The following is a 26,179-nucleotide window of genomic DNA, read 5'->3' as shown; positions in this document are numbered from 1 at the left end:
TCAGGTCCGGTTGGCGAGCCAGGTTTGCACGTCGTCGGCGCCGCCAATCAATTCACCACCAACAAATACTTGTGGCCACGTCATGCGGCCTGTGATGCCGCGCAAGACGATCGAATTGATCTTCTGGTCTTCGGAAATGTCGGTGAAATGGATGTCCTTTTCCTGCAACGCTTGCCTTGCGCGCGCGCAATGTGGGCAACCGGGCCGCGAAAACATCACCACCGGCTCGGGTACCTGCGCCTGTGGCGCAACGTAGTCAAGCATCGTGTCAGCATCCGACACCTCGAACGGATCGCCTTCCTTGTCGGCCTCGATGAAGATCTTGTCGATCACGCCGTCGCGCACGAGCATCGAGTAGCGCCACGAGCGGCTGCCGAACCCAAGGTCACGCTTGTCGACCAGCATGCCCATCCCGGTCGTGAAGTCACCATTGCCGTCCGGGATAACTGTGATGTTTTCCGCATCCTGCCCTGCTTTCCATTGGTTCATGACGAACGCGTCATTGACCGAAATGCAGAGGACCTCATCCACGCCATGCGAGCGCAGCACGGGCGCCAGCTCGTTGTAGCGTGGCAGGTGCGTCGAGGAGCAGGTTGGCGTGAACGCCCCCGGCAGTGAAAAGACTACGACCGTTCGGCCCTTGAACAATTCGTCGGACGTCACATCGCGCCACTGATCGTCCGGGCGCGCCTTGAATATCACGTTTGGTACAGGTTTGCCTTCCAGCGATTTGGCACTCGGTAACATCGATACTCCTATCTGGTTGATTGTGCATCGCGCAAACACAGCGACATGGCACGTCAGTTGAGGACTATTGATTTGTTTTCAACACATACGGTGCAAAAAACGCGGCCCAAAAAACAAAACCGCGCAAAATGCGCGGCGAAGGACGACAGCGTTCGTCAGGACCGTGGCCAGTGCGGGTCTCGACCGCACCAGCCCGGGGGCGCAACTACGGCGCCTTACTTGACTGCAGGTTGGCCTGGTGGCGGGCCGAACAGTGCTGCAACGAGTGGATCGCGTGCCACAGGGCTGCGATTGACGCGGATGGCGTAGTGGGTATCATCGGCCAGGATGTGGAAATGACGACCGCTGCCAGCCATGTTCTGCTCACGCAGGCCCGGACGCTCCTTGCGTGGTGCAACACCTTCGCGCTTTGGCTGGCAGATCGCTGCCAGGAACGCCTTGACGCGGTCTGGGTCTGGCGAAATCTGGTACACGGCCTTACCCAGGTAGGTAGCGGTGCCTTCGATGTAGCGGGCCAGCTCGATCACGCCTGCTTCACGCAGATCGCGGATGTACTTGCGGGCGCCGGACGGCGAAAACTTGAGGAACCAGGCGATTTCATCAGCCAGCATTTCATGGCTAGAGAGCTCGTTGATCAGCTTTTGCATGTTTTCAATGCGGCGCTGGGTGGCAGACGTCGAACGCACGCGCTCGATTGGGGCCAAAGAAATCGGTGCGCGCTCGGTTGGCTGTGGTGGGACGCGTTCAATCAGCGCCGAATTGCCGGAGGTGTGCACTGCGCCGGTCTCGCCATGTACCGCGTTGTGCTGTGTCGTTGCATGCATATTGATTAGCTCCAATAGAGAGTGAGACTGTGTGGTCCGGGTCGCTGTGTGTCGTGTGACACCCTGACAACATCTCGGTTCCGCTTAACTAGCCTCAAGATTGCCTGCATCAGACACCATGGTCTGTGCGCCATCCAACATTCGACAAGATTCCTGAAAGCACCATGGTGCAGAGCACAAAACACGTTGTTTTGACGCCGCTGGTGGAACTCTTTGCAATCTTGTAAACTCTCTAAGACATGACGACGCTGCCGCATCATGTCATCTGCACAAACAACACTATACCTGCATGACTGCAACATGACATTCTGCAGTGTGCACCCTCTTCATCTGCAACATGACAGCGTCGTTACACTTAGTTTCACCTTAGAAATGTGCGAATTTGACCACTGTTGTAAAATCGCACAGCGTTTTTGCATTAGGTGCGGTAGCGCACCGAGGATTCGGAACTGGCACTGTTAAGCTTTATCCAACTTAGCTGCTGACGCATGCTTTGTCATCAATTTTAACCAACGGGAGTTACCTGTGAACAACACCAAGAAAATCGCCCTGGCTGCTGCACTGCTGTGCGCATCCGGCGCCACCCTCGCTCAAGAGATCAACCCATCGTGGTATATCCAGCCTAGCGTGAACCACGTTAAGCCGGATGCAGACTTCGGCGTTGATGACCGCGACACGGGTGGCGGCCTGAAGTTCGGTAAGGCGGTCAGTCCAAACTGGGACATCCAGGTCGGCGCCAGCCAGACCCGTTTCGAACAGGGTCGCAGCGAATACCGCCAGACCCTGCTGGGCGCGGACGCTCTGCTGATGCTGAGCCGTGAGCGTTTCCGTCCATTCGTCCTGTTCGGTCTGGGCGTGGAGCGTGACAAGGTCAACAACCCACTGCGCAACGTCGAGAAGAACTCGCCGTACGGCACCGTTGGTATCGGTTTCCAGGCAAGCCTGACGCCGCAATGGTCGCTGCAAGCCGACCTGCGCACCGTGCGCGGCTTCCTGCGTGATGACGAACTGTATGGCTTCAAGCGCAGCAACAACAAAATGCTGACCGTTGGCCTGAACTACGCGTTCAACCCGCCACCAGCGCCACCAATGCCAGCACCGGCACCAGTGGTCGAAGCACCAGCTCCAGCACCTGAGCCAGTCGCACCACCACCACCACCAGCACCACGCTTCCAGAAAGTCACCCTCGAAGCGACCAAGATGTTCGCCTTCGACAAGGCCGTCGTGATCACCCCAGCACCTAAGCTGGACGAAATCGCTGCTGCTCTGCAAGCTGACACCAGCGTCACCAACGTCGAAATCACCGGTTACACCGACCGTCTGGGTTCGGAAACCTACAACCAGAAGCTGTCGGAGCGTCGCGCCATGGCCGTGCGTGAATATCTGATCGGCAAAGGCATCGACGGTAACCGTCTGCGCGCTGTCGGCAAGGGCGAAGCTAACCCAGTCGTCGAATGCAACCAGAAAGGCCGCGCTCAGCTGATCGCTTGCCTGGAACCTAACCGTCGCGTCGAAGTCGACCAGATCACGGTTGAAGTCCCAGTGCAGCGTTAATACCTGAAGCTGTCACTGCCGCATGCCGGTGGTGACTATGCGAGATCGAGGGGGCTTCGGCCCCCTTTTCTTTTGGAGAAGCGGTTATGGCAGTGAATAAATGGTTCCCGTACACGCACCAGATTTACCAGGTACTGCGCGCTGCAGTCATGGATTGGATTGATCACCGGGCGTCCAGCAAAGGAGCCGCCCTCGCGTTCTACACGTTGTTTTCGCTGGCGCCGATTCTGGTACTGGTGATTGCCGTTGCCGGTTTTTTCTACGGTGCAGAAGCAGCCCAAGGGCAATTGCTGAATGAATTGCGCGGTCTTGTGGGCGCCCAGGGCGCCGACACCATCCAGGCCATTCTGGCTGGTGCGCAAAACAAGGAAACGGGCATGTTTGCCACAATCGTGGCCACATTGCTGCTGATCGTCGGCGCAACGACGGTGTTTTCAGAACTCAAGGACAGCCTGGATGAAATCTGGAACCTGCCGGCGCCACCAAATGGCGGCATCTGGAACCTGATCCGCACCCGTCTGCTGTCGTTTGGCGTGATTCTGGTGCTGGGTTTCCTGCTGATGGTGTCACTGGTGATCAGCGCCGCCACAACGGTGGCTGAGAAATTTATCAGCGGTATGTGGCAAGACGCTGCGATCGTCATGGGCTGGATTGCCTCGGGCCTGGGCTTCCTGGTCATCGCCACCCTGTTCGGCGTGATCTACAAGCTGCTGCCGCGCGTGAAACTGTCGTGGCAAGACGTGGCCATCGGCGCGCTTGGCACGGCGGCGATGTTCACGCTGGGTAAGTTCGGGATTGGCCTGTACATTGGCAACAGCGGCACCACCGACAGCTTCGGCGCCGCCGGTTCGCTGATCGCCCTGCTGTTGTGGGTATATTACTCGGCGCAGATCTTTTTCTTGGGCGCAGAATTCGCGCGCCAGTATGCGTTGCAGATGGGTAGCTTGCGTAACAAGCCAAAGTCGGTAACGGGCGTGGACCCGAAACCCAAGGCGGAATAACGTTATACCCTGAAGGTCGGCGGCCTGGCTGCCGACCTTATTCTCCCAGCAGTTCCGATACGACTTCCATGCCCTCGACGCGCTCGGCCACGACCTTGAGCACCATCACGAGCGGCACGCCCAGCAGCAAGCCCCAGACGCCCCAGAGCCAGCCCCAGAACAGCAGGCTGACGAAGACCGCCGCCGGATTCATGCGCGCGATCTTTCCGGTCATCCAGGTTGCCACGACCATGCCGACCAGTGTCGCGATGCCCAGCGATGCGCCCGCCACCAGCGTTACCATGCCCACGGTCTCAAACTGCAGGAACGCGGCCATGCCGGTGGCAACCGTGATCACGAGCGGACCAAAATACGGCATCAGGTGCGCCACGCCGGCAAACGCCGCCCAGGCGCCGGCGTTTTCCAGACCGATCGCGCGCAGCGTGCCCCACATCAGCAGCGCCAGCAGGACGTTGGTCACCAGCAGCATGAACATATAGCTCTGGATCGACGTATTGATGTCGTCCAGGATGTGGACGGTAACTTTCTTGCGTGTAAGCGATGGCCCGGTGAGCTTGACCAGCTTGCGCTTGAACGTGTCGCCGGCCAGGAGCAGGAAGAACACGAGGAAGATCACCATCGTAGCCTGCGACATGAATGCCGCCAGGCTCATCGAGCCGGCCAGCACCCAGTCCATGACGCGGATCGGGGAGCTCGACGAAGAATCGCTCACATTCTGGCGCCGCTGCTGCGTCACGCGGCGCGCGTCCGAGCCGACATTGCTGGCGGCGCGCTCGATCTCGGCGGCCGCTGCCTGCATCTGCTGCAGCGTCGACCGCTCGCCCGTGGTATTCGACAGGATGCGCGTGACTTTCGAGGTCAGGGTCGGAAGATCGTCGATGATATTGAAGAATTCACCCTGCAGCCGGTACACGGTACCGGCCATTGCGCCCACGATCACGACGGTGACCAGCGTGGCGCCGACGATGCGGCGGATATGCCAGCGCTCGAGCCAGCGCACGACAGGATTGAGGGTGTAAGCGATCAGAATGCCGAGCAGAAGCGGCACGAAGAATTTTTGCGCCCATTGGAGCGCGAAGACGAAAGCGATGGTAGCGAGGACGCCGAGCGCGAGGCCGCGGGCGTTGACGTGCAGTGGTACGCGTAGGGCACCGATGTGGAGTGCGAGATCGTCGCCGGTGGAACGCACCTCGGGATGGAGGGCGTCACCGTTGCTGCTTGGGGGCAAAGCCCCCAGGGCGGCAGTATCAGGCGGGGTTGCCGGCATGGCCGGATCAGATTGAGCTAGCTGCATATGTGTGCCTGAACAAGTGACCGGGCCGCCCCGGCGATCCGACTATTACTTCACGCGGATGTCGTTCTTGACCGCGGTCACGCCTTTGACGCCACGTGCGATCTCGACAGCGCGCTGTGCATCGCGTGCATCAGCAACAAAGCCCGACAGCTGAACGTCGCCCTTGAAGGTTTCGACGTTGACTTCGCGTGCTTTCACGTTAGGGTCATTGATCAGGGCAGCCTTGACCTTGGTGGTGATCACTGCGTCGTCGACGTATTCGCCGGTGCTGGCTTGCTTGTTGGTCGACGAGCAACCGACAGCGGTAATAGCGACGGTAGCGAAGATGGCAGCGGAAATGATGCTTTTAGCGATTTTCATGATGGCTCCTAATAATGATCATGTTTAAAACTTACCCTTGCGGGCGGATTGCGCGGCGCCGGCAAGCCGGCCCGCAGGTTTATTTGCCGTATGCCGTCCGGGCGGTGCTCACGCACCCGTCCTTGACGGCGCCGGCGAAGGCATCGCACTTCTGCAGTGCGACGCGATATTCGGCTTCGATCTTGACGTCATTGGCATCCAGACGCGCTTCAATCGCCTTGCGGTCGGCCCGGGCATCTGCCTGGAGCGCGACCAGTGTCGCCTTGGCCTGGGCCAGGCAGACTTCGCGGTCATTCCCTACCAGGGCACCGCAGCGCGTCTTGTCACGCTCATGGAACGCGGTCGCGATGCGCATGCGTGCCTGGGTATAGGCCGCGAGCGTGTTCTTCTGGGCTGCCGTCGCCTCTTCTTCGATCCGGACCCGCGCTGCGCGGGCATCGGCAACGCAGATCTCGTGCGGCACACCAGCCAGGGTGTCACACCTGGCCTTGGCCGCATCATAGCCGGCTTCGGCAGTGTCCATCGCGTATTGATAAGCGGCCTTCGCATCCTGCCCTGCGCCTTGCGCCAGAGCCGGAGCAGTCCAGGCCATGGCAACAGCGATCAGGAACAGCACATGCGGGGTCTTCATTATTTTTGTTCACCATTTGTCAACACTGGCGCTATCTTTACATGCACTACACCCGTCTTCTGTACGCTGGCGAACACAAGACGCAGAGTGTTGGGCTGTGTCACGGAAACAACGCTAATTGCCTGACATATTTACCGTCCCATGGCGAAACAGCGGAGGTAGTAGCAGAACAAGGTAGGTGCGGCAACGCACAGACCCCCATCTCCAGCGTGTCTATTCTGAGTAAAACCTTTTGTCAGGAGAACAATATGAATGCAAACCGTAAACTTATCGCTGTCGTCCTTGCCACCGGCGCCCTACTCACTGGTTGCGCCAGCAACACCCAGCAGCCATTCGGCGGCGGCTACAACAATGCCAGCAGCAGCGCCTCGGCCGGCTACGGCGTGATCGATTCGATCCAGGTCGCCCAAGGTGAAAACCGCACGAGCGGCGCCGGCGCCATCCTGGGCGGTGTGGTCGGTGCACTGGCCGGTAACCAGATCGGTAGCGGCAGCGGCCGCACTGCAGCCACCGTGGCTGCCGGTGTTGCCGGCGCTGCGCTGGGCAACAATGTCGAAAAGAACCGCAATGCACAGGGCCCTGAGCAGTACCAGATCAATGTCCGCATGGATAACGGCGAATACCGCGCCGTGATGCAGGACAGCGTCTACGACCTGCGCGTGGGCAACCGCGTTCGCATCGTCGACGGCCGCGTCTACCGTTACTGATCCACGCATCGACCAGGTACAGCAGGAGCGGAAGCGGGGCATCACGCCCTGCCCCGCTCTTGCCTCGTCAGCACGTCCATCTGTTGCACCGCTTCAGGAGACCATCATGGCCCACCTCATTCGCTCCACCAGCGCTTGCGTGCTCGCCCTCGCCACTTCCCTTACTTGTTTGACTGCTGCCGCGCAATCGACGCCTGCCACCGGTGGCGACGCGAATGTGAGCCAAGTCGCCGCCCGTCAACAGGCCCAGGAAATTGCCAATGGCGATCCGGCACGCTGGTACCGCAACGATTCCGAGCAACAGACGCTGCGCAAGGAACTGCGCGCCGCATTGCAGGAAGCGCAGAACGCTTGCAAGCAACAGCCTGCCGCCGATCGCAAGGCCTGCGTGGCCGAAGCACGTGCAACGTTCCAGCGCGATTCGGGGCTGCTGACCAAGGCGCCATCGAACTGAGGCAGAAGTTCGCCAGCGCCAACTAGCTTTAGCGCTTTTTCTTGCGCGACGGTAGCGGATACACGTCCGCCACCAGCGTACTCTCCCCGATCTGGCGGCTCGGCGACGCCGAATCGTGCACCACCAGCAAACCCTCATCGGCCCCGTCGCGACTGGCAAACAGCGCGATACCTTCCGGGTGATCCACGCCCTGCCCGAACGGCAGGTTGAGAACGTGCTCCAGTACCTCGGCAGACACGACTGTTTCGCCATCCGGCTCGGCGCCGCCAACCCATCTGAACAGCGTTACAGGACCGTCCAGATCCATCGTCGGCCCGGCCAGGATCAGCAGATCCCTGCCCTGCTTGCACAGGTCGCGAATGCCCAGTCCACCCAGGTCAAGGAAGTGCTTGCGGTACAGACTGCCATCGGCATCGAGCGGCGTCAGGCGAAGCGAACCCGGCATCTCGTCATCGACGGGGGCCACTTCGATGATGGTGGCCCAGCCCCGCAGCACCGGCCCGCGCAGGCCCAGCAGCACGTGCTTGCCCGCCAGCGCGATGCCCTCGATATCAAAACCGTTGTCCTTGCCGGGAATGGCCAGGAACGGGCCGAGGTGTTCATCCTGCTTCAGCTGCGCTGTGAGCTCGTTGCCGTGCGCATCGCCGCGCAGCAGCGCGGCAGTGCGGCGCTTGCCCTTGTGCTCGACTTCCTTGAGCAAGGTGGGCACGCCATCCTGTTCGCCCATCGGAATGCGGCCGAGCAGATAGCGGTTGCCGTCGGCGCTGACTGTCGCCAGGCGCTTGTGCGTGCGCTTGTTGCCATCGAGCGGGTCGGGCTTCTTGCGGCGCAGGCTGTGCGAGCCGGTCACCCACATATATTTGCCGTCGCAGGCCAGCCCTTCGACATCGGCCTCATTGATGCGGCCTTTCTCGACATCGAACGCCGGCAGCGGCAGGTCGAAGAAATCGTGCAGCGCGAACTGGTGGTGCTCACGCGCAAAGCTGCTCTGGCCGCGGCTGTCCTCTTCCACCAGCGTCAGGCGCTCGATGCTCACGGACTCATCGTTTGCCAGCCACAGCGTCTTGCCCATGCGCAGTGCCACCGACAAGCCATTGCGCAACTCCTTGTCGGGACTGAGGTCATCGCGTTCCGGATGGAATTCGAGCAGGACAATATTCGAGGGATGCATGGGGTTCTCGCAGTAAAGGGACGGGTGCAGCATACTGGATGGGAGGGAAGCAGGCGGACAAAAAAAGACGGCGTCCAACTTGCGATTGGAACGCCGTTCAAGCCCCACCAAAGCCGGTACAACGTACTACACTGCAGCGTTATTCGTGATCGTTACGTCGTGTGCCGGCGCTCGAAGGCGCCGGCACCGATTCATGCTCATGTTCATGCTTCCTTGGCTGCCTTGGCCTTGCGGGTGCGCCGGCGATTCAGGTACCAGCCCAGAATGCCAACGCCAACTGCGGCGCCCGCTGCCTGCTTGCCCATACGACGCTGGCGCACGAAGTTCACCGCGGTCATGGCGTACGGCATCAGCATCGACACATTGGTGCCGGTCGGCTTGAGCAGTGCGTCGGCCCGGGTGCGCAGCGCCACGGTCGTGTGGTCGAACGCCGAGCGCAGCATCACCTCAGGCTTCATGCCATGCTGGATGCTCGCCTTGGCATGGGCCACGCCAGCGCGGAAGAACTCGCCTTCACGCAGCAGTTCCTGCTTGCGAATTGCCGGGTCCAGGCTGTGTTGATGACCGGCCAACCCGGTCGTCTTGTCGTGTTTGTGCATGTTGGCCTCTTTGGGTGCGCCGCTCACAGCAGCATCTCGCGGTCGTTTTTCAGTTCTTTCATCGTCGCCGGGAAGCCAAGCTTGTTCTGCTTGATCAGCGCCATGCCCTTGGCCACGAGAATGGCCGTGATCAGTGCAAACACCGCGAACATGATCAACAGGATGGTCCAGCCCATCGATTCCCATGCCAGCGCGACGATGGTCATTGCACCGAAGGCGATGGCAAACCAGACCGCCAGCGCGGCCACGGCAAAGATGGCCACCAACTCGATGATGTGATTGCGGATGTCGGCCAGCTCCAGCGCCGCGAGTTCGACGCGCGAGACGGCAAGGCCGAACAGACTCTTGAACAGACTGGAAATGCCGGCGAATACGCCGGGGTTATGCACGACTGCTTCTTCTTTATCCACGTAGCCCCCAACCTTAATGTTTGCGGCTAATTAGCACGCCAATGAGCACGCCGACACCTGCCGCTACTGCCACGATGCGCCACGGGTTGTCCTTGACATAGACATCAGCGGTATGAACCAGTTCCTTGCCCTTGACCACGGCCTGGGTCGGGACCAGGCTGGCGCCGCCCAGGACCGTGTCAAGCAGCGCCATGCCACGCTCACGCAGCTCTTCGGCTTTCTCGCCGGTGAGCGATGCGGCGGCGGTCAGCATCGACTGCGCGTCACGCACGAGAGCCTTCATGTCGGACTGGGTGGCATAGGTGCTGCCGCTGATCGGGTGCATGCTGCCGTTGCTGTTGCGGGAAGTGTCTAGCATGTTCTACTCCTGTCACTAATCAATCGTTGAAACTGACCCGCACGGGGCGGGTCACGGTCAAGCTCAGGCCATCAGGTCGCGCATGTCGTCGGCGTGTTCTTCTTCGACGGCCATGATTTCAATCAGCATGTTGCGGGTGGTTGGATCCTTGTCACCGATCGCCACGATCATCTGGCGATACGATTCGATCGCCACGCGCTCGGCGATCAGGTCGGCGCGGACCATGTCCTGTGCTTCGAGCGATTCGTCGTATTCAGCGTGGCTGCGGGCAGCGAACGTGGCCGGGTTGAAGTTTGGCGAACCGTTCAGTTGCACGATGCGTTCGGCGATGCGGTCGGCGTGTTCCTGCTCTTGCTGCGCGTGCTCGAGGAACTCGGCCTTGATCTGGCCGGTGCCTGGACCGCTGACGGTGTAGTAATGGCGCTTGTAGCGCATCACGCACAGCAGTTCGGTGGCCAGTGCATCGTTCAGCATCGCGATGACTGCTTCACGGTCGGCCTGATAGCCCTCGGTCACGGCGCCGTCGTCGAGGTTGGCGGCTGCCTTGCGGATTGCCGAGACATCAAAGCCGTGGCCGAGGTTGTTGGTTTGTTCCATTGTCATTCCTTAATTCAGAGTCGGTTCAAAAACAGGTTCAACGCGCTGCTGCGCGTGGCGGAATGGCAGCGCCTTCGTTCGACAGAACGATTTCGACGCGACGATTCTGCTGACGGCTTGCTGCGCTGTCATTCGATGCAACAGGGAAGGCTTCGCCGTAGGCACGCATTGCAATGCGTTCGCGTGGCACGCCCTGGCCGGCCAGCGCGGTTGCGACGGCGCTGGCGCGACGCTCCGACAGTTGCTGGTTGTGGCTCTCGCTGCCGGTGCTGTCGGTGAAGCCTTCGATCAACACGGTGCGGTTCGGGTTCTGGGCCATGACGTCGGCCAGTTTGCGCAGCGTCGACATGCCATTCGCATTCAGCACGGCCTGGTCGGTCGCAAACAGGACGTCGCCGATCGTGACGACAAAGCCGCGTTCGGTTTTCACGGCCTGCAGGTCAACCAGCAGCGCTTCGAGCTTGGCCGTGCGTTCGGCCATGGCAGCCGTTTCAGCCTGGGCTGCCTGTGCCTGCATCTGGGCTTGCTGCGCCTGACCCTGGGCCTGCTGGGCAGCAGCCTGGGCGGCTTCAGCGTCGCGCTTGGCGCGATCGGCTTCGGCGGTGCGGGCATCCAGGCGGACCATGTCGCGCTGGCGCGTTGCGTCGGCGATATTGGCTTCAGCGGCCTTGCCCTTGGCAACTTCTTGCGCCGTGGCGATGCGCTGCTTGGCCACATAGGCCAGACGGTCGATGTCGCTCAGGCTTTCGCGGCGGGCCGCAGCCTGGTTGGCCTGGTCGAGGGCCTCGCTGGCCTGCTTGAATTCGAGTGGTGCGTAGGTCGAGACCTGCGAATTATTGTTCGCGCTGACAAAGTCGGCACGCGCCTGGTCGAGCGTTGGCGTGGTCATCGGCGCGCTGGCGCAGGCTGCCGCCAGCACGGCGGCGGCCAGGATCGATACGGCGGATTTGCGGTTTTTCATGTTGTTATTCCTTTTATTTTCCAAGCGCCGGATCGTCGGCGCGAACTCCTGTCCGGAGACAGGAAACAGTGCAATGACTCAAATGACTCAGTTAGCTCAGTTGCCTTACTTGGTGTTGGCGCGATCGACTTCTTCACGCAGCACGCGCAGATCGTCATTCAGCTGGGTTGAAGCAGCCGTTGCCTTGCTCGACACAGCCTTGCTCTGGGCCAGCTTGGCGTCGGCCTGGGCCTGGACTGCCAGTTCGCGTGCCAGCTTGTAGTCACGCGCGGCCAGGGCCTGGTTGGCCTTGCCCATCTTTTCACGTGCCGCCGTGATTTCCGCTGGCGCCAGGTCAGCTGCACCTGCCGACACGGCATTCTCGATCGCGTTGCGCGAGACAGCCACATCCGCCGTCGCAGGCGCCTTGTCAGGACTTGCGCAGGCCGTCAGTGCCAGCAGAGCGGCAACGCAGCCAAGGCGGGCAAACCCGGTCATCGATTGATGTTTATTCATTACATTTTCTCCTCGGAAGTGGTGTAGATAACGTTATAAACCTGTTATGGAATGCGCTCAGTTCGGTGACGCACATTGCCTGCAGCGATGCACACCCCGGCTGCATACGTCGCTTATCGCCGGCACTGGGTGCGCCATCGCACGTTGACACAGACCAGCGTAGGCTACCCTCGCCGCACGAATCACATCCACTACTGATAAAGGACTTTCATGGCCGAGACAATGCCGCTGCCGGCGCAGCGCCCACCGGGGCCGCGCCGCAGCAAGAAGAAGATCGGCTTGTGGATCCTTGCCGTGCTGATCGCGCTGCCCGTCATTGCCATCATCGTCATCGCGACCTTCGACTGGAACCGCGCCCGGCCGTGGATCAACGACAAGGTCAGCGACGCCATCGATCGCCCGTTTGCCATCCAGGGCGACCTGACTGTGTCGTGGGAGCGTCCCGCGGCGCGCATGGCGCCAGCCGAGCGCACGTGGCGCGACCACATCCCATGGCCCTACCTCGTGGCGCGCAACACCACGATCGGCAATCCGGCCGGCATGGCGACCGGGAACATGGCCAGCGTCGGCCAGTTTTCCTTCTCGCTCGATCCGCTCGCGTTGCTGGACAAGCGCATCGGCATCCCGCTGCTGCGCTTCGACGCGCCCCGCGTCAACCTGCTGCGCCTGAACGCGGCCACGAATAACTGGACCTTCCAGCGCAACGAACAACCGTCGCGCTGGAATCTCGACCTCGAGCGCGTCGTGCTGACCGACGGCGTCGTCCACGTCAAGGATGCGGTCACGAAGGCCGATGTCACGGCCCGGGTGCGCACGCTCGAACGCGATCCGGTCTATGGCGTGGCGTTCACGCTGGACGGTGACTACAACGGCGCGAAAGTGGGCGGCGGCGGCAAGCTCGGCTCGGTGTTTTCGCTGAAGGACGAGACCGCGCCCTACCCGATCCAGGGCGAATTCAAATCGGGCAAGACGCGCATCGCCATTGCCGGCACCGTCACCAATCCGGCCCGGCTCGCCGCGCTGGACGTGCAACTCGAACTGGCTGGCGCCAGCATGGCGCGCCTGTATCACTTTACCGGCGTGCTGTTACCGGAAACGCCAGCGTTTTCCACGTCGGGCCGCCTGACCGGCCGCTTGGCCAAGGATGCCAGCCGCTGGGTGTACGACGGCTTTGCCGGCAAGGTGGGCGCGAGCGATATCGGGGGGCGCCTCGAATACGCCACCGGTGGCGCGCGTCCGGTGTTGTCGGGCAATGTGCGCTCGCGTCAGCTCGTGTTTGCCGATCTGGCGCCACTCGTTGGCGCCGATTCGAACGCCAGCAAGGCGGCGCGCGGCGTCGAGACGAAGCAGCCGACCGGCAAGGTGTTGCCGGTGGAAGAATTCCACACCGAACGGTGGACAGCGCTGGATGCAGACGTGCGCTTTGCCGCCGACAATATCGTGCGTGACAAGGCACTGCCGATCAGTAAGCTCAGCAGCCACATCAAGATGGACAACGGCGTGCTCCGGCTCGATCCGCTCGAATTCGGCATGGCCGGCGGCACCGTGCGCACCACCATTCGCCTCGATGGCAGCGGGCGCAGCGGCAAGAATGCCATCAAGGCGATGGCGGACGTGCGGGCACGCAAGATCGGCATCAAGCAATTGTTCCCGAAGATCGAGCAGATGCAGGCGACGGCTGGCCAGATCAATGCGGATGCCAAGCTGTCGGCCACCGGCAACTCGGTCGCATCGCTGCTGGCGACATCCAATGGCGAACTCAAGGCGCTCGTCAGTGAAGGCACGGTGAGCAAGATGCTGCTGGAAATGGCGGGCCTGAACGTGGCGAACATTGTCGTCACCAAGCTGTTCGGCGACAAGCAGGTCGAACTCAACTGCGTGGCGGCCGACTTTGCCATCCAGGACGGCGTCGCGCGCACGCGCAGCTTCATTGTCGACACCGAAGAGGCCATCATCAACGTCGACGGCGCCATCAACCTGGCGGGCGAGCAGATGGAACTGCGCATCCGGCCCGAGACCAAAGCGCTGCGCATCTTTTCGCTGCGCGCCCCAATCTATGTGCGCGGCCCGTTCAGCAAGCCGGACGTCGCCATCGACAAAGGTGTGCTGGCAATGAAGGCAGGCGGCGCCGCAGCACTGGCCGTCGTGGCGGCGCCGCTGGCTGCCCTGCTCCCCCTGATCAATACAGGGCCGGGCGAGGACAGCGATTGTGCGCGGTTGCTGGCCCAGGCACGGCAGGCGCCCAGTGCGCCGCCACCGGGCCAGCGTCAGCGTCGCTGAAATAGCCTGACGGATACAACCTGTAACAACCTGGCACCGGCTTTGTGTGTTGCCGAACAGATCAATTTGGCAATCCTGTCTATGATCGTGTTCAGGTCATCAAGAAAAGAAACACCCGCATGAACGGATCGAGCATCAAGCGTTTTGGCAGCATCCCCGTTTTGCTGGCCGCACTGGCCGGTGGAGCACTGACGGGATGCACGTCCGGATTACCCGGTTTCGGCAAGGTCGAAGCGGTCCAGGACGATGTCATCACTGCCGGGGTGCACAGCGCCATCAGGCGCGATCCCGACCTGAAGGTGTCCGATCTGGATGTCAATACGTACCAAGGCATTGTCCGGTTGCAGGGATTTGTTTCCTCGGCCGACAGCGTCGCCGCAGCGGCTTCGGCCGCGCGAACCGTCAACGGCGTGAAATCGGTCAGGAATGACCTGCGCCTGAAATAACCCCATCAAAGGAGAACTTCATGAAACTCATCAAAAACCTGGTAGTGACGGCAACCCTGGCGACCGCCGCTTTCGGTATGGTCGGCTGCTCGAACATGTCGAAGCAAGACCGTAACACTGCAGTCGGCGCTGGCGCCGGTGCTGTGATCGGTGGCGTCCTGACCGGCGGCAGCGCAGTCGGCACCGTTGGCGGCGCAGCTGTCGGCGGCGTGGTCGGCAACCAAGTCAAGACCACCAACTGATTTCCGTTCGCTGGCAGCAATGCCAGCGCACTGTCAGTGAATGCAAAACGCCCGGCTTGCCGGGCGTTTTGTTTTTGGTGCACCGCGTTACCGCCGGGACCAATCAGACCGTATCGGTGGCTGGCGCAGCCCCGGCTTCACGCACGATCTGGTAGCAGGAGCACGCCGCTGCCGTCAGGCGCTCCGGGTCGAGGATCTCGATATTGCCCCGGCTGTAGTTGATCAGGCCCTGCTGCTGCAGCGCGCTGGCCGCCTTGGTCACGCCGACCCGGCGCACGCCCAAAGCATGTGCAAGAAACTCGTGCGTCAGATGGAATTTATCCGATTGCAAACGGTCGCGCGTGACGAGCAGCGACCGGGCCAGGCGCGCCTCGAGCACGTGAAAGCGGCTGCACACAGCGATCTGGATCGCCTGGGCCAGCAAGGAATCGGTGTAGCGATACAGCACGCGCTGCAATGCCGGATTGCGCGAGACTTCGAGGCGAAAACGACCACCCTCCATCCGGCTTGCGCTACCGGCGCGCTGGACGACGGCGCGCACTTGCGTGATGTCGTGGCCCAGCGCCGTGGTGGCGCCGAGCATGCCTTCGCGCCCGACCTGCCCAACCTCGAGCGTCATGCGCCCTTCGGCTACACCAAGCAGGGACACCAGGCAATCATGGGGGAAATAGATATGAAGAATAGGGTCGCCCGCTTCGCACAAGACCTGGCCAGCTTCCACCCTCACCTCGTCGAGCTGCGGCAGCATCTGGGCGAGGTCGTGCGGGGGAAGTGCTGCGAGTAACAAATTACTGTTGGGCTCGAAGACAGGCGGGTGGACGGCAGAATTCATCATTTCCTCACAAGTTGGTGCGTGGGCCAGCCGGGACCGCTACGACCAGTTACATTTACAAACAATGTGATGGAGCCTAATCGCACAGGCTGCGCAGGTATGTACGGTGACGCACGGAAGCATTAGTTGTTCCTGAGGACAATCATCGGACATCCGGCTTAATGCCTATACGAAAGGAACAAAAGATGACAACCCCTCCAACCATGCCGGTGAAGAACCGCACCCACCCGCTGCTGCTGCTGGCCGCTGCCGCTGTCGTGCTGTTCTCACTGGTGGGCACCGCCGCCATCATGGGCTGGCTGCCATCGTCGGTCGGCGGCACGGCGAACCGTCAGCTGACCGAGGCCGATCGCCTGGCGCTCGCCTCTACCCTCCCGCAGGGTGCGCCGCAACCTGGCTACGCCTACCCTGCAGACGCCCAGGCGCCGCAGCAAGCCTATGCCCCTGCGCCGGTTCCCGTACCGGCACCGGCACCTGTAAAACAAGCTGCACCTGTGACGCAGATCAAGGAAAGCGAGCCGACCCAGGTGGCAGCAAAGAGCAACTGGTGTGAAAACTGCGGCAACGTGGAATCGGTGCGCGCGATCAAGCAACGTGCCGAAGGCAGCGGCCTGGGCGCAGCCGGTGGCGCCGTCCTCGGCGGCTTGCTGGGTAACCAGATCGGTGGCGGCAATGGCAAGACGCTGGCTACCGCGGCTGGCGCCATCGGCGGCGCTGTCGTGGGCAACCAGGTCGAGGGCAATGTGAAGGCAACGACCAGCTATGAAATCCGGGTGCGCCTGGATGACGGCACGCTGCGTACCTTCCGCCAGACCAGCCAGCCACAATGGGGCAGCGGCGACCGCGTGCGCATTGTCAAGGGCCGTCTGCGCTCGGTGGCCTAACCAAGAATCAGCTTTTTTGCAGCAACATCAATGGCCGGGATCGCGCAAGCATCCCGGCCAAATTTTTTCCTAATTGCAATGTGTGCCATCGCACGGAATTATTGATGAGCTAAGGCGACAATTGTTCCCATGCTGAATCGATTGGCGAACAGCATTCATCAGGGAGCCGCGCATGAACACATTGACCTGGATCGGCATCATCATTTGGGGAATGGTACTGACTCTTTTCGGCCTGCTGTCGGCCGGCCCGGCGCCAGCTGTGCAAGGGCTGGTAGAGGCGCATGACGTGCTTTTCCTGATCGCTGGCGGCCTGTTGACGTGCCTGATCGGCTTTACTGGGCTGATCGGGATGATGGGCTGGATCCCCGGCGTGCAAAAACAAAAAAGTTGCGTTTAATGTACGCCATCGTACGGTAGTCGCTCTCAGGAAACAACATACTGGTCTCACAGCGCAACCGGCGCACCCCTTCTAGGAGATTCATCATGCTGTACACAATTGCTGTTGTCCTCGTTATTCTCTGGCTGCTCGGCTTGGTGACCTCGTACACCATCGGCGGTTTCATTCACATCCTGCTCGTCGTCGCCGTCATCATGATCCTGGTTCGCCTGATCAGCGGTCGCGGTATATAGCATTTTTATGGCAAGTCTCTGCTTGTCGTAAAATTCAATCCGTTTCGCGGTCGCGCCCTTTGATGGTGTGACGGCGAAACGGATTTCTTACTTTTAAGGAGTTCCACCATGAACAAAAACTTCATCAAAACCACCGCAGCAGTTGCCATCGTCGTCATGACGGCCACCGGTTGCGCAGACATGACCGGCACCCAGCGCGGTACCGCAACCGGCGCCGGCATTGGCGCAGGCCTGGGCGGCCTGATCGGCGGCACGACCAGCGGTGGTGGCGGCGGCCGTGTGGCAGGCGGCGCAGCGATTGGCGCAGCAGCCGGCGCCGTGATCGGCAATATCTGGTCCAAGCGCATGGAACAGCAAAAACAAGCCATGGAACAAGCAACCCAGGGCACTGGCGTGCAAGTCACCCAGACCTCGGACAACCGCCTGAAACTGGAAATCCCGAGCGACATCTCGTTCGACACGGGCCGCTCGGACATCAAGGGCAACTTCCAGCCAGTGCTGCAGCGCTTCGCTTCGACGCTGCAAGAGAACCCGAACACCAACGTCGTGATCATCGGCCACACCGACAGCACCGGCAGCGACAGCATCAACCAGCCCTTGTCGGTTGACCGCGCATCGCGCACCCGTGACTACCTGGCAGGCCGCGGCGTGAACCCGAACCGCATCACCATCGAAGGCCGCGGTTCGCGCGAGCCAATCGCGTCGAACAACGACAACGCAGGCAAGGCGCGCAACCGCCGCGTCGAGATCTATGTCGCGGAACCAGCACGCGGCTAATCGCCACGTAGCGTAGCAATGCAAAAGGCCGGCAATTGCCGGCCTTTTGCATTGGCACAGACCAGGACCGCTTACGCGGCCTGCGTGAACGCCAGATACAGCTCGCGCGCCTGGCTTGCGACCGGCCCGACTTCCAGCACGTGGTCTTCATAGCGGGTACATGGCGTGACCTTGCCATAGTTACCGGTGCTGAAGATTTCACGCGCGGTGCGCAGCTCGGCTTCTTCGACCGTGCGTTCTTCGACCTCGATGCCGACACCGGCCAGCAGCGCCATCACGCGCGCACGCGTAATGCCGGCGAGGAAGGTGCCGTTCAAGCGGGGCGTGACCACCTTGCCGTCGGCCGTGACCAGGAACAGGTTCGAGGCGCCGAATTCGGCGACATGGCCTTCGCCGTCGAGCATGATCGCCTGCTCGAAGCCGCGCGCCTTCACTTCGCGCATGGCGCGGGTCGAGTTGGCATACAGGGCCGATGCCTTGGCATCCGTCGGCGCCATGCTCGGCTGAGGCCGGCGCATGGTCGACAGGCCGGCCGAGAACCCGACGAACGGCGGCAGCGGCGCATCGAACAGCGTCAGCGCGAACTGGCTTTTCTCCGCCACCGGAATCAGGAAGCCTTCCGTGCCGAATACGAGCGGGCGCACGTACAGCTCGGCATCCGGCGCAAACTTCGCGACGCCTTCATGCACCAGCACTTCCATCTCGTCCACGCTCAGGGGGCAGGCCAGGCCCAGCTTCTCGGCGGAGCTGATGACGCGCTCGAGGTGCGGCCGCAGGTCGGGCAGCTTGCCGGCAAGCGAACGCGCGCCGTCGAAGACGGACGAACCCAGCCACAGGCTGTGATCCATCGCGCCATACAAGGGCACATTGCCCTCGGCCCATTGGCCGTTGAAATACGTGAGGTACATGGTTTCCTTCGTCACTGCAACATTGCAAATCCAGTCCAGTGTAGCGGGATTGCCCTGCCCTCGTCCAGCCGCCACCATTGCCAGTTCGGGCATTAAAAGTGCCATGCGGACATTTCCACGACGTTATTGTTCGTTGCCACACCATCCAGGCTGGACGCCTCGCGTACACTGAGGCTTTCCAGTATCAATTTTTTTCATGCTTTCTACGCTCGAACGAATCGACCCCAACAGTGACAACATCGACCTGCTGGTTGAGTTGGTGTGCCATCTGCGCCCGCGCCAGCGCTGGGTGTGGCAAACCGTGGACGATCCGGCCCAGTCCGTGCGTACGCTGACCCAGCTTCTCAAGGGCAATCCCGACCAGGCCTGGGCGCTGCGCCGCTACATCACCACGCTGCTCGAAAAACGCCGCCACACCAGCCTGTACAGTGACATCGGCATCCTGTCGAACGATGGCTTCGTCACCGAGCTGAAAAGCCGCATCACGTATCGTTTCCTGCCGCCGGCACTGGAAGACCTGTACCTGTCCGACGCACTCGATCAGGTGCTGTACCGCCAGGACGATTTCGAGTGGATCCGCGCGGTGCCCGACACTGACTGGATGGCGCTGTTCCATGTGATCGAAAGCGCGCCGGTCCCGGCCGATGCGAACCCTGGCCGCGCGCGCGTGGTCACGCTCAAGGGTCTGCTCGATGCGATCCGCACGCTGTCGTGCCGCGTCTGCGCGCTGGGCCTGGAGCCGCGCCTGGTGCACAGCTACAGCCAGATCGAGAACTTCGATTCGCCGTTCCTGATGCAAAACATCGAGGTCAACCGGTATCTTGATGAATACGCGCGCTACCTGAATGGCGACATCCCGCGCCCTGACGACGCGCGCCACCTGCTCGTGATGCTGGACCAGTGCGAAGACGTGGTGCTCAAGATCCGGCGCCTGGCGCTGAGCAGTGGCACCAGCATCGCACTGACCTATCTGCTGGTCGCGCTGCAGCAGAGTATCGACCGCCTGCAAAAGCTGCTGTTCCTGGTGGACGTGCCCGAGGTTGCCACAAACGCCGACACTGCGGCTGACACGGAAGCCGCCACCCAGGGCGTGCTGAGCGCCATGGCGGCCGGCACGCCACAGCTGGCCGGCGCGGCCGCATCGGCCGTCACGCTGACGCCGCAAGGCAATGTCGCCGTCTTGGCTGACCAGCCTCCGCCCGAATTGACTGCGCGCGAGCGCGCCGTGATCGAACTGGCCGAAGAACTCATCGAAGCGCACAACACCAAGTACCAAGTGACGAACCTGGTGCGCGACAACGTCGACCTGCTGGCGCGCAACGTCACCGAAAACGCCAGCCGCACCGGCGAGCACTACATCGCCGAAGACCGCAAGGGCTTGCGCAAGATGCTGTGGTCGTCGTCCGGGGCCGGTTTCATCGTCGGCTTCATGGCGCTGCTCAAGATCCTGCTGGGATATCTGCACTCGCCGCCACTAGTCCAGGCCTTTTTGTTCAGCATGAATTATTCGTTCGGCTTCGTGCTGATCCACATGCTGCACTTTACCGTGGCGACCAAGCAGCCGGCCATGACGGCCCAGCGCATCGCCGCCTCGCTGCATCGTTCGGCAACCGGGCGCGGCCTCGACGTCGACCGGCTTGCTGAGCTCGTCAACAAAGTGTTCCGCACCCAGATGGTGGCGGTGCTCGGTAACGTGCTGGTAGCGTTCCCGGTGGCCTGGGCCATTGCCGAGGGCGTGCGCTGGTACCGGGGCGAGCATCTGGTCGACCCGATCAAGGCGCTGCACCTGCTTAACGAGATCGATCCCGTCAACAGCCCTGCTCTTTTCTATGCGGCGGTGGCCGGTGTCTGGCTGTTCGTGGCCGGTCTGGTGTCGGGCTACTACGACAACAAGGCGCTGTACACCCGCATGGGCCAGCGCGTCCAGCAGTTGCGCGGCCTGCGCACGCTGCTGGGTCCGGCACGGCTGGCGCGCCTGGGCGCGTATGTCGAGAACAACCTGGGCGGCCTGATGGGTAACTTCTTCTTCGGCATCCTGCTTGGCACCACCGGCACGGTCGGCTTCCTGCTGGGTCTGCCGATCGACATTCGCCACATCACGTTCTCGGCCGCCAATTTCGCGACCGCGCTGGTGGCCCTCGACTACCAGATGACCGTGCCGCAGCTCATCAACGCTGCGTCCGGCGTGCTGCTGATCGGCACGGTCAACCTCCTGGTCAGCTTCGGCCTGGCGCTGTGGGTTGCGCTGCGCGCACGCAAGATCCGCTTCAAGCGCGGCATCCTGCTAGTGCAGGCACTGGGCCGCCGTTTTGCGTATTCGCCGGTGGAGTTCTTCCTCGGCCCCAAGCACCGCCAACTGGCGCCCCCTGATGCAGAACCCGTACGAGGATCAAAATGATCAAACAGCGCTTCGCCGCCTGGTGTGCCATCGCCGCTCTCGCCTGCGCGGTGACGGCCTGCAAGTCACTGCCCGATGCGAGCACGATGACCGGGGCGCCTGGTCAATCGACGCCGACGGTCACGACGCAGCATGGCGAACTCAAGCAGAAACAGGCGGCAGCGCTGCTCAAGCGGCGCTGGGCGCGCGCGTCGACCGATCTCAAGGGGCTGGCGGTACTGGAAGAACAGGCTACCGGGGTGCCGATGATCGCCGGCAATGCCGTCACGCTGCTGTTCGACGGCCCGGCAACGATGCGCGCGATGATGGAAGCGGCGCGCGCGGCCAAAAAATCGATCAATCTGGAAACCTATATCTTTGACCACGACGAGATTGGCGGGCAGTTTGCCGAGATCCTGATGCAGAAACGCAGCGAAGGCGTGGTGGTCAATATCATGGTCGACGGGGTCGGCACGCTGGCCACACCGAAGGAATTCTTTGACCGGCTGCGTCAGGCGGGCGTGAACGTGCTGGTCTTCAATCCGGTTGACCCGACCAAGCGCCCCGGTAAATGGGCGCTGAACAACCGCGATCACCGCAAGATCATGATCGTCGACGGGCTGGTGGCCTTCACCGGCGGCATCAATATCAGCAGCACCTACGCCAACAGCTCGCTGTTCCGGTCCAAGAAGCGTCCGGACGACGTGAGCCAGGACAAGGTCGGCTGGCGCGACACGCACATCAAGATCCAGGGCCCTGCCGTCGGCGCGCTGCAGTGGGCATTCATCGACAACTGGGTGCACCAGGACGCCGGTGAATTGCCGCAAATCGATTATTTCCCGCAACTGGCGCCAGCGGGCGACAAGGTGGTGCGCGTGCTGGCCACGTCGCCAGACCACGATTCATCCATCTACAAGTCACTCGTCGTCGCCATCGGCGAATCGAAGAAATCGATCTACCTGACGGCCGCCTACTTCGTGCCGGACCGCCAGATCGTCGACGGCCTCATCGCTGCCGCCAAACGCGGCGTGGACGTGCAGCTCGTGCTGCCGGGCGTGTCCGATCACGGCTTCATCCGGCATGCGGGCGAATCGTTCTACGAAGAGCTGCTCGCGGGCGGTGTGCGCATCCACCAGTTGCAGGTGGCGGTCCTGCATGCCAAGACCACAGTGATCGATGGCATGTGGTCCTCCATCGGCTCGGCCAATATCGACCGCCGCAGTTTCATCCACAACTACGAAGTCAATGTGGTCGTGCTGGATCCGGCCTTCGGGCGCGAGATGGAGGCGGCGTTCAAGGAGGACGTCGTCCATTCGAAGGAAATCAAGCTCGACGCCTGGAAGCGGCGGCCATGGTCCGACCGCCTGCGCGAAGCGATGGCGCGCCTGACCGAATACTGGATCTGAGCGCGCCTGGCGGGGCCTCAGAGCCCCGCCGCCAGCATGCCGTCGGTGTGCGGCGACCAGACACTGCCTGCCTGCATGAACTTTTCGGTATTGACCACTTCAAACTTGCCGCCCACCGCGTCCCACCCGTAGCGGTCGATCTCGACCCGCTGCGCGTCGACCCGCACCACATTGAATGAATTGACTTCGCCGCGCCCACGCGTCGAGGTTGCCGTGCCGGCCTGGATCACCAGCGCCGCGTAAGCATCGATCTGGTAACGCGCCGCCGTGCTACCGGCGTGGCTGGCATGCATGTGCCCGGCCATCAGGATATCGACGCCGGTTTCGGCAAACACTTCCATCGCCAGCGGCGCGCGCACGACCAGGTCGCGCTTTTCGAAATGATCGGGCAAGTCGAACGGGTGGTGCGTGACGACGATGCGCGTGACGTCGGGGCTCAGGCCGCTCAGGCGCTCGCGCAGCGCGGCGATCTGCTCGTGGCTGACGCGCCCGTCCTTGATGGTCAGCGAACGGGCCGTGTTGATGCCAACGACGGCGATCTCGTCGTCGATGAAGACCGGCTCGAGATCGTCGGTGATGTAGCGGCGATAGCGCGACAGCGGCCGGGCGAAACGGCGCAGCACGTTGTACAGCGAAATGTCATGGTTGCCCGGCACGACGATCTGCGGCCCCGGCAGCGAATCGAGAAACGCGCGCGCCTCCTCGAATTCTTCGACCTTGGCGCGCTGGGTCAGGTCGCCCGAAATGACGACGACGTCGGCCGCGATGCTGTGCACGAGCTCGCGCAATGGACCGAGCAGGGCCTGGTCGACGCGGCCAAAGTGCAGGTCGGAAAGGTGAACGAGAGTGCGCATCGAAAAATTCCTTACATGTCTTGAGGTGAGGTCGCGCCGGACTGGCGCCGTTCACGGGCCCTGCGGCGGCGATTGAGGGTGGCGGTGCCGCCGATGCAGATCGCGAGCCAGCCGCAGCCCTCCGTCAGTGCGGCGAGGATGTCGGTGAGATAGTGCGCGCCGAGATACATGCGCGAAAACGCCACGGCGCCGATCATCAGGGCTGCCAGCACGAACGGCAGCACCCTGCCCGGCCATGTATGGGCGCGGCGCGCAAAATAACAGGCCAGCACGCCATACAGCACGGTGGCGGCCATCGTGTGCCCGCTGGGGAAACTGTAGGTGGTCAACGTAACGATCGGCTCGTCGAAGTGCGGCCGCGCGCGCTCGAACGTGTGCTTGAGCGCGACGTTGAGCAGCATGCCGCCGGGCACGCTGGCGATGACTGCCATCGTCCAGTAACGGTGACCGCTGCGATACAGCCACAGCGCCGCGCAGAAGGCCATGATGAGGATGCCCGGCGTGCTGTGGATGTGGGTGATGAGCAGGAGCACATCGCGCAACAGCCCGCCCTGGCGCGCATGAAGGTGCAGCCAGTTGGCGATCTCGGCGTCGAACTGGGTAATTGGCGCGCCAGCCACGACGGCGCCTGCAAGCTGGGCGAACACGGCCATCGCAGCGAGCAGCAGCGCCACGCCGATGGTCAGGTGCAGCCCGTATTCGCCCTCGGCGGAGAAGCGGTTGGCGGCAAAGCGCTGGAGGCGAGGCAGTGTTTTGGTCATGATGACGCGATTATGACTGACTTGGCGAAAATACCACACACAGCAAAAACTACTGTATGCCCGAACAGTAACTGTTGATTCATACAGTAGTTATGGTATTCTTACCTCACTGCATAACCACTCGATACGAGGAAACGAACATGACCACGCTCAATAGCTCTTTTGGTATGGAACACGCCCCGACCCCTTTCATGGTCCGCATTGGCCGTCGTGAAATCCTGGTGACCCGCGACTTCCGCAAGCGTTTCTACGCCGTGAATCCGGTCATCGAGTGCGATACGGGCGTCGAAGCCGGCCACGTTGAGATCCTGCTGTTCCGCCGCTGGCTCGTCATCCTGTCCAAGGCAAACTGAGCCGCACCTGTGCCGGCGCAGAAATCGTATAAGGTTGCTTGAATTTATTCGTTTTCTTTCTACAGGCCGAGACCGTACTCTACCGTCTCTAACCTGAAGAAAGACACTCGATGCTTCGCAAAACCTTCATCAGCTCGCTGGCAGCCCTGACCCTTTTGGCGCACGCGCCTGTATTTGCCGCCGACATCAGCCTGCTCAACGTATCGTATGATCCGACGCGCGAGCTGTACCACGAGTTCGATGCGGCATTTGCCAAGCACTGGAAAGCAAAGACCGGCGACAACGTCACGATCAAGCAATCGCACGGCGGCTCAGGCAAACAGGCGCGCTCGGTGATCGATGGCCTGCAGGCCGATGTCGTCACCCTCGCGCTGGCATACGACATCGACGCCATTCGCGACAAGGGCCTGATCAATCCAGGCTGGGAACAAAAGCTCAAATACCGCAGCGCGCCGTACACGTCGACCATCGTGTTCCTGGTGCGCAAGGGCAATCCAAAACAGATCCGCGACTGGGGCGACCTCGTCAAACCGGGCGTCTCGGTGATCACGCCGAATCCAAAAACGTCGGGCGGCGCGCGCTGGAACCACCTGGCGGCTTACGGCTACGCGCTGCGCCAGCCGGGCGGCACCGACGCCAAGGCGCGTGACTATCTGGCGCGCCTGTACAAGAACGTGCCAGTGCTCGATTCGGGCGCCCGCGGCGCCACCACGACCTTCGTCGAGCGTGGCATCGGCGACGTGCTGCTGGCCTGGGAAAACGAGGCACTGCTGGCGCTGCGTGAACTCGGCCCGGACAAGTTCGAAATCGTCGCACCGTCGGTCAGCATCCTGGCCGAGCCGCCGGTGGCCGTGGTCGACAAGACCGTCGACAAGCGCGGCACGCGGCCGGTGGCGCAGGCTTACCTCGAATTTTTGTACGGCGACCAGGGCCAGGACATCATCGCCAAGAACTACTACCGCCCGTCGGTCGAGAAATTTGCCAAGAAATACGCGTCGCAGTTCCCGCAGATCAAGCTGTTCCAGATCAGCGATTTCGGCGGCTGGACCGCAGCGCAGAAAACCCACTTTGCCGATGGCGGTGTGTTCGATCAGATTTATTCCAAGAAATAACCTGCTCGCCTGCTCGCCTGCTGTACCTGCAGCCGCGCAGTCCTCTTGAAACGCCGTTCCCGCATCGTGTGGGAACGGCGTTTTTTGTCATGGAACGTCTGCCTGCACCGCCCCGTCACCCGCGCGCCACGTTTTCTCTTGAAATATCACTATG

Annotated in this window: 31 protein-coding genes; 15 read left to right on the top strand and 16 right to left on the bottom strand. The window is 61.8% G+C overall.

What is annotated here, in order from left to right:
• Positions 1-747, bottom strand: coding sequence for a glutathione peroxidase (locus NX775_RS19405; RefSeq protein ID WP_258837461.1), 747 nt, complete (start codon positions 745-747; stop codon positions 1-3).
• A 215-nt stretch (positions 748-962) separates the two neighbouring features.
• Positions 963-1,571 (bottom strand): winged helix-turn-helix domain-containing protein, encoded by a 609-nt coding sequence (locus tag NX775_RS19400; RefSeq protein ID WP_258837460.1) that lies wholly within the window; start codon positions 1,569-1,571, stop codon positions 963-965.
• 525 nt (positions 1,572-2,096) lie between these two features.
• Between NX775_RS19400 and NX775_RS19395 the strand changes: the two genes are divergently transcribed.
• Together NX775_RS19395 and NX775_RS19390 are read left to right on the top strand one after the other, a co-directional pair.
• Positions 2,097-3,125, top strand: coding sequence for an OmpA family protein (locus tag NX775_RS19395; RefSeq protein WP_258837459.1), 1,029 nt, complete (start codon positions 2,097-2,099; stop codon positions 3,123-3,125).
• Positions 3,126-3,211: 86 nt separating this feature from the next.
• Positions 3,212-4,126: a YihY/virulence factor BrkB family protein gene (locus tag NX775_RS19390; protein ID WP_258837458.1), complete on the top strand. Its 915-nt coding sequence runs from the start codon at positions 3,212-3,214 to the stop codon at positions 4,124-4,126.
• A gap of 37 nt (positions 4,127-4,163) precedes the next feature.
• On the opposite strand, the gene NX775_RS19385 is transcribed toward NX775_RS19390, so the two are convergent.
• The 3 genes from NX775_RS19385 to NX775_RS19375 form a co-directional block, all read right to left on the bottom strand.
• Positions 4,164-5,393 (bottom strand): AI-2E family transporter, encoded by a 1,230-nt coding sequence (locus NX775_RS19385; RefSeq protein WP_370660602.1) that lies wholly within the window; start codon positions 5,391-5,393, stop codon positions 4,164-4,166.
• A gap of 72 nt (positions 5,394-5,465) precedes the next feature.
• Positions 5,466-5,780, bottom strand: coding sequence for a BON domain-containing protein (locus tag NX775_RS19380; RefSeq protein ID WP_183550710.1), 315 nt, complete (start codon positions 5,778-5,780; stop codon positions 5,466-5,468).
• A gap of 79 nt (positions 5,781-5,859) precedes the next feature.
• A complete protein-coding gene (locus NX775_RS19375) occupies positions 5,860-6,411 on the bottom strand; it encodes a hypothetical protein (RefSeq protein WP_258837456.1) in 552 nt (183 codons plus the stop codon).
• 248 nt (positions 6,412-6,659) lie between these two features.
• Between NX775_RS19375 and NX775_RS19370 the strand changes: the two genes are divergently transcribed.
• Both NX775_RS19370 and NX775_RS19365 read left to right on the top strand, forming a co-directional pair.
• Entirely contained in the window at positions 6,660-7,118 is a 459-nt protein-coding gene (locus tag NX775_RS19370; protein ID WP_258837455.1) for an outer membrane lipoprotein, read from the top strand.
• 106 nt (positions 7,119-7,224) lie between these two features.
• Positions 7,225-7,572, top strand: coding sequence for a hypothetical protein (locus NX775_RS19365; RefSeq protein ID WP_258837454.1), 348 nt, complete (start codon positions 7,225-7,227; stop codon positions 7,570-7,572).
• Positions 7,573-7,600: 28 nt separating this feature from the next.
• Here the strand turns inward: NX775_RS19365 and NX775_RS19360 are convergent, their stop codons facing one another.
• From NX775_RS19360 to NX775_RS19330, 7 genes are all read right to left on the bottom strand, one after another.
• Positions 7,601-8,743 carry a DUF3616 domain-containing protein gene (locus tag NX775_RS19360; RefSeq protein WP_258837453.1) on the bottom strand — a complete coding sequence of 381 codons (1,143 nt, stop codon included), beginning with the start codon at positions 8,741-8,743 and terminating at the stop codon, positions 7,601-7,603.
• A gap of 203 nt (positions 8,744-8,946) precedes the next feature.
• Entirely contained in the window at positions 8,947-9,342 is a 396-nt protein-coding gene (locus NX775_RS19355) for a hypothetical protein (protein WP_258837452.1), read from the bottom strand.
• A gap of 23 nt (positions 9,343-9,365) precedes the next feature.
• The gene (locus NX775_RS19350; protein ID WP_183550679.1) at positions 9,366-9,752 is read right to left on the bottom strand and encodes a phage holin family protein; all 387 of its coding nucleotides are present in this window, start codon (positions 9,750-9,752) and stop codon (positions 9,366-9,368) included.
• 13 nt (positions 9,753-9,765) lie between these two features.
• Complete coding sequence (locus tag NX775_RS19345) at positions 9,766-10,110, bottom strand: ElaB/YgaM/YqjD family protein (RefSeq protein WP_258837451.1); 345 nt, start codon at positions 10,108-10,110, stop codon at positions 9,766-9,768.
• Positions 10,111-10,173: 63 nt separating this feature from the next.
• Positions 10,174-10,707 carry a ferritin-like domain-containing protein gene (locus NX775_RS19340; protein WP_258837450.1) on the bottom strand — a complete coding sequence of 178 codons (534 nt, stop codon included), beginning with the start codon at positions 10,705-10,707 and terminating at the stop codon, positions 10,174-10,176.
• 37 nt (positions 10,708-10,744) lie between these two features.
• Positions 10,745-11,668: an OmpA family protein gene (locus tag NX775_RS19335; RefSeq protein WP_258837449.1), complete on the bottom strand. Its 924-nt coding sequence runs from the start codon at positions 11,666-11,668 to the stop codon at positions 10,745-10,747.
• A 105-nt stretch (positions 11,669-11,773) separates the two neighbouring features.
• The gene (locus NX775_RS19330; RefSeq protein ID WP_258837448.1) at positions 11,774-12,163 is read right to left on the bottom strand and encodes a DUF4398 domain-containing protein; all 390 of its coding nucleotides are present in this window, start codon (positions 12,161-12,163) and stop codon (positions 11,774-11,776) included.
• Between the two features lie 210 nt (positions 12,164-12,373).
• Between NX775_RS19330 and NX775_RS19325 the strand changes: the two genes are divergently transcribed.
• The 3 genes from NX775_RS19325 (at position 12,374) to NX775_RS19315 (ending at position 15,131) form a co-directional block, all read left to right on the top strand.
• The gene (locus tag NX775_RS19325; protein WP_258837447.1) at positions 12,374-14,443 is read left to right on the top strand and encodes an AsmA family protein; all 2,070 of its coding nucleotides are present in this window, start codon (positions 12,374-12,376) and stop codon (positions 14,441-14,443) included.
• A gap of 119 nt (positions 14,444-14,562) precedes the next feature.
• Positions 14,563-14,889, top strand: coding sequence for a BON domain-containing protein (locus NX775_RS19320; RefSeq protein WP_258837446.1), 327 nt, complete (start codon positions 14,563-14,565; stop codon positions 14,887-14,889).
• A 20-nt stretch (positions 14,890-14,909) separates the two neighbouring features.
• Positions 14,910-15,131 (top strand): YMGG-like glycine zipper-containing protein, encoded by a 222-nt coding sequence (locus NX775_RS19315; protein WP_183550660.1) that lies wholly within the window; start codon positions 14,910-14,912, stop codon positions 15,129-15,131.
• A gap of 103 nt (positions 15,132-15,234) precedes the next feature.
• On the opposite strand, the gene NX775_RS19310 is transcribed toward NX775_RS19315, so the two are convergent.
• On the bottom strand, positions 15,235-15,963 hold the full coding sequence (locus tag NX775_RS19310; RefSeq protein WP_258837848.1) for a Crp/Fnr family transcriptional regulator: 729 nt from the start codon (positions 15,961-15,963) through the stop codon (positions 15,235-15,237).
• Between the two features lie 185 nt (positions 15,964-16,148).
• On the opposite strand from NX775_RS19310, the gene NX775_RS19305 reads away from it, so the two are divergent.
• The 4 genes from NX775_RS19305 to NX775_RS19290 all read left to right on the top strand — a co-directional run bounded on the left by NX775_RS19305 (position 16,149) and on the right by NX775_RS19290 (position 18,254).
• Positions 16,149-16,847: a glycine zipper 2TM domain-containing protein gene (locus NX775_RS19305; RefSeq protein WP_258837445.1), complete on the top strand. Its 699-nt coding sequence runs from the start codon at positions 16,149-16,151 to the stop codon at positions 16,845-16,847.
• 172 nt (positions 16,848-17,019) lie between these two features.
• The gene (locus tag NX775_RS19300) at positions 17,020-17,244 is read left to right on the top strand and encodes a hypothetical protein (protein WP_183550651.1); all 225 of its coding nucleotides are present in this window, start codon (positions 17,020-17,022) and stop codon (positions 17,242-17,244) included.
• Between the two features lie 86 nt (positions 17,245-17,330).
• Entirely contained in the window at positions 17,331-17,477 is a 147-nt protein-coding gene (locus tag NX775_RS19295; RefSeq protein ID WP_005671362.1) for a lmo0937 family membrane protein, read from the top strand.
• A 108-nt stretch (positions 17,478-17,585) separates the two neighbouring features.
• Entirely contained in the window at positions 17,586-18,254 is a 669-nt protein-coding gene (locus NX775_RS19290; RefSeq protein WP_183550648.1) for a YiaD family glycine zipper/OmpA-like lipoprotein, read from the top strand.
• Positions 18,255-18,325: 71 nt separating this feature from the next.
• Here the strand turns inward: NX775_RS19290 and NX775_RS19285 are convergent, their stop codons facing one another.
• Positions 18,326-19,162, bottom strand: a complete 837-nt coding sequence (locus NX775_RS19285; RefSeq protein ID WP_258837847.1) for a branched-chain amino acid aminotransferase — start codon at positions 19,160-19,162, stop codon at positions 18,326-18,328.
• 196 nt (positions 19,163-19,358) lie between these two features.
• Between NX775_RS19285 and NX775_RS19280 the strand changes: the two genes are divergently transcribed.
• Positions 19,359-21,560 (top strand): site-specific recombinase, encoded by a 2,202-nt coding sequence (locus tag NX775_RS19280; RefSeq protein WP_258837444.1) that lies wholly within the window; start codon positions 19,359-19,361, stop codon positions 21,558-21,560.
• Positions 21,557-22,945, top strand: coding sequence for a cardiolipin synthase (gene cls, locus NX775_RS19275; RefSeq protein WP_258837443.1), 1,389 nt, complete (start codon positions 21,557-21,559; stop codon positions 22,943-22,945). The genes NX775_RS19280 and cls overlap by 4 nt, the downstream gene beginning before the upstream one ends.
• 17 nt (positions 22,946-22,962) lie before the next feature.
• Here cls and NX775_RS19270 read toward each other — a convergent pair whose 3' ends face one another.
• Complete coding sequence (locus NX775_RS19270; RefSeq protein WP_258837442.1) at positions 22,963-23,799, bottom strand: metallophosphoesterase family protein; 837 nt, start codon at positions 23,797-23,799, stop codon at positions 22,963-22,965.
• Between the two features lie 11 nt (positions 23,800-23,810).
• Positions 23,811-24,560 carry a phosphatase PAP2 family protein gene (locus NX775_RS19265; RefSeq protein WP_258837441.1) on the bottom strand — a complete coding sequence of 250 codons (750 nt, stop codon included), beginning with the start codon at positions 24,558-24,560 and terminating at the stop codon, positions 23,811-23,813.
• A gap of 140 nt (positions 24,561-24,700) precedes the next feature.
• Between NX775_RS19265 and NX775_RS19260 the strand changes: the two genes are divergently transcribed.
• Positions 24,701-24,913 carry a hypothetical protein gene (locus tag NX775_RS19260; protein WP_183550633.1) on the top strand — a complete coding sequence of 71 codons (213 nt, stop codon included), beginning with the start codon at positions 24,701-24,703 and terminating at the stop codon, positions 24,911-24,913.
• Between the two features lie 110 nt (positions 24,914-25,023).
• Entirely contained in the window at positions 25,024-26,025 is a 1,002-nt protein-coding gene (locus NX775_RS19255; RefSeq protein ID WP_258837440.1) for a sulfate ABC transporter substrate-binding protein, read from the top strand.
• Positions 26,026-26,179: the final 154 nt, after the last annotated feature.

Source organism: Massilia aurea (assembly GCF_024753205.1).
Lineage (GTDB): Bacteria > Pseudomonadota > Gammaproteobacteria > Burkholderiales > Burkholderiaceae_D > Telluria > Telluria aurea.
The sequence above is the reverse complement of the archived record's forward strand: the minus strand, read 5'-3'. Positions and strand labels throughout refer to the sequence as shown.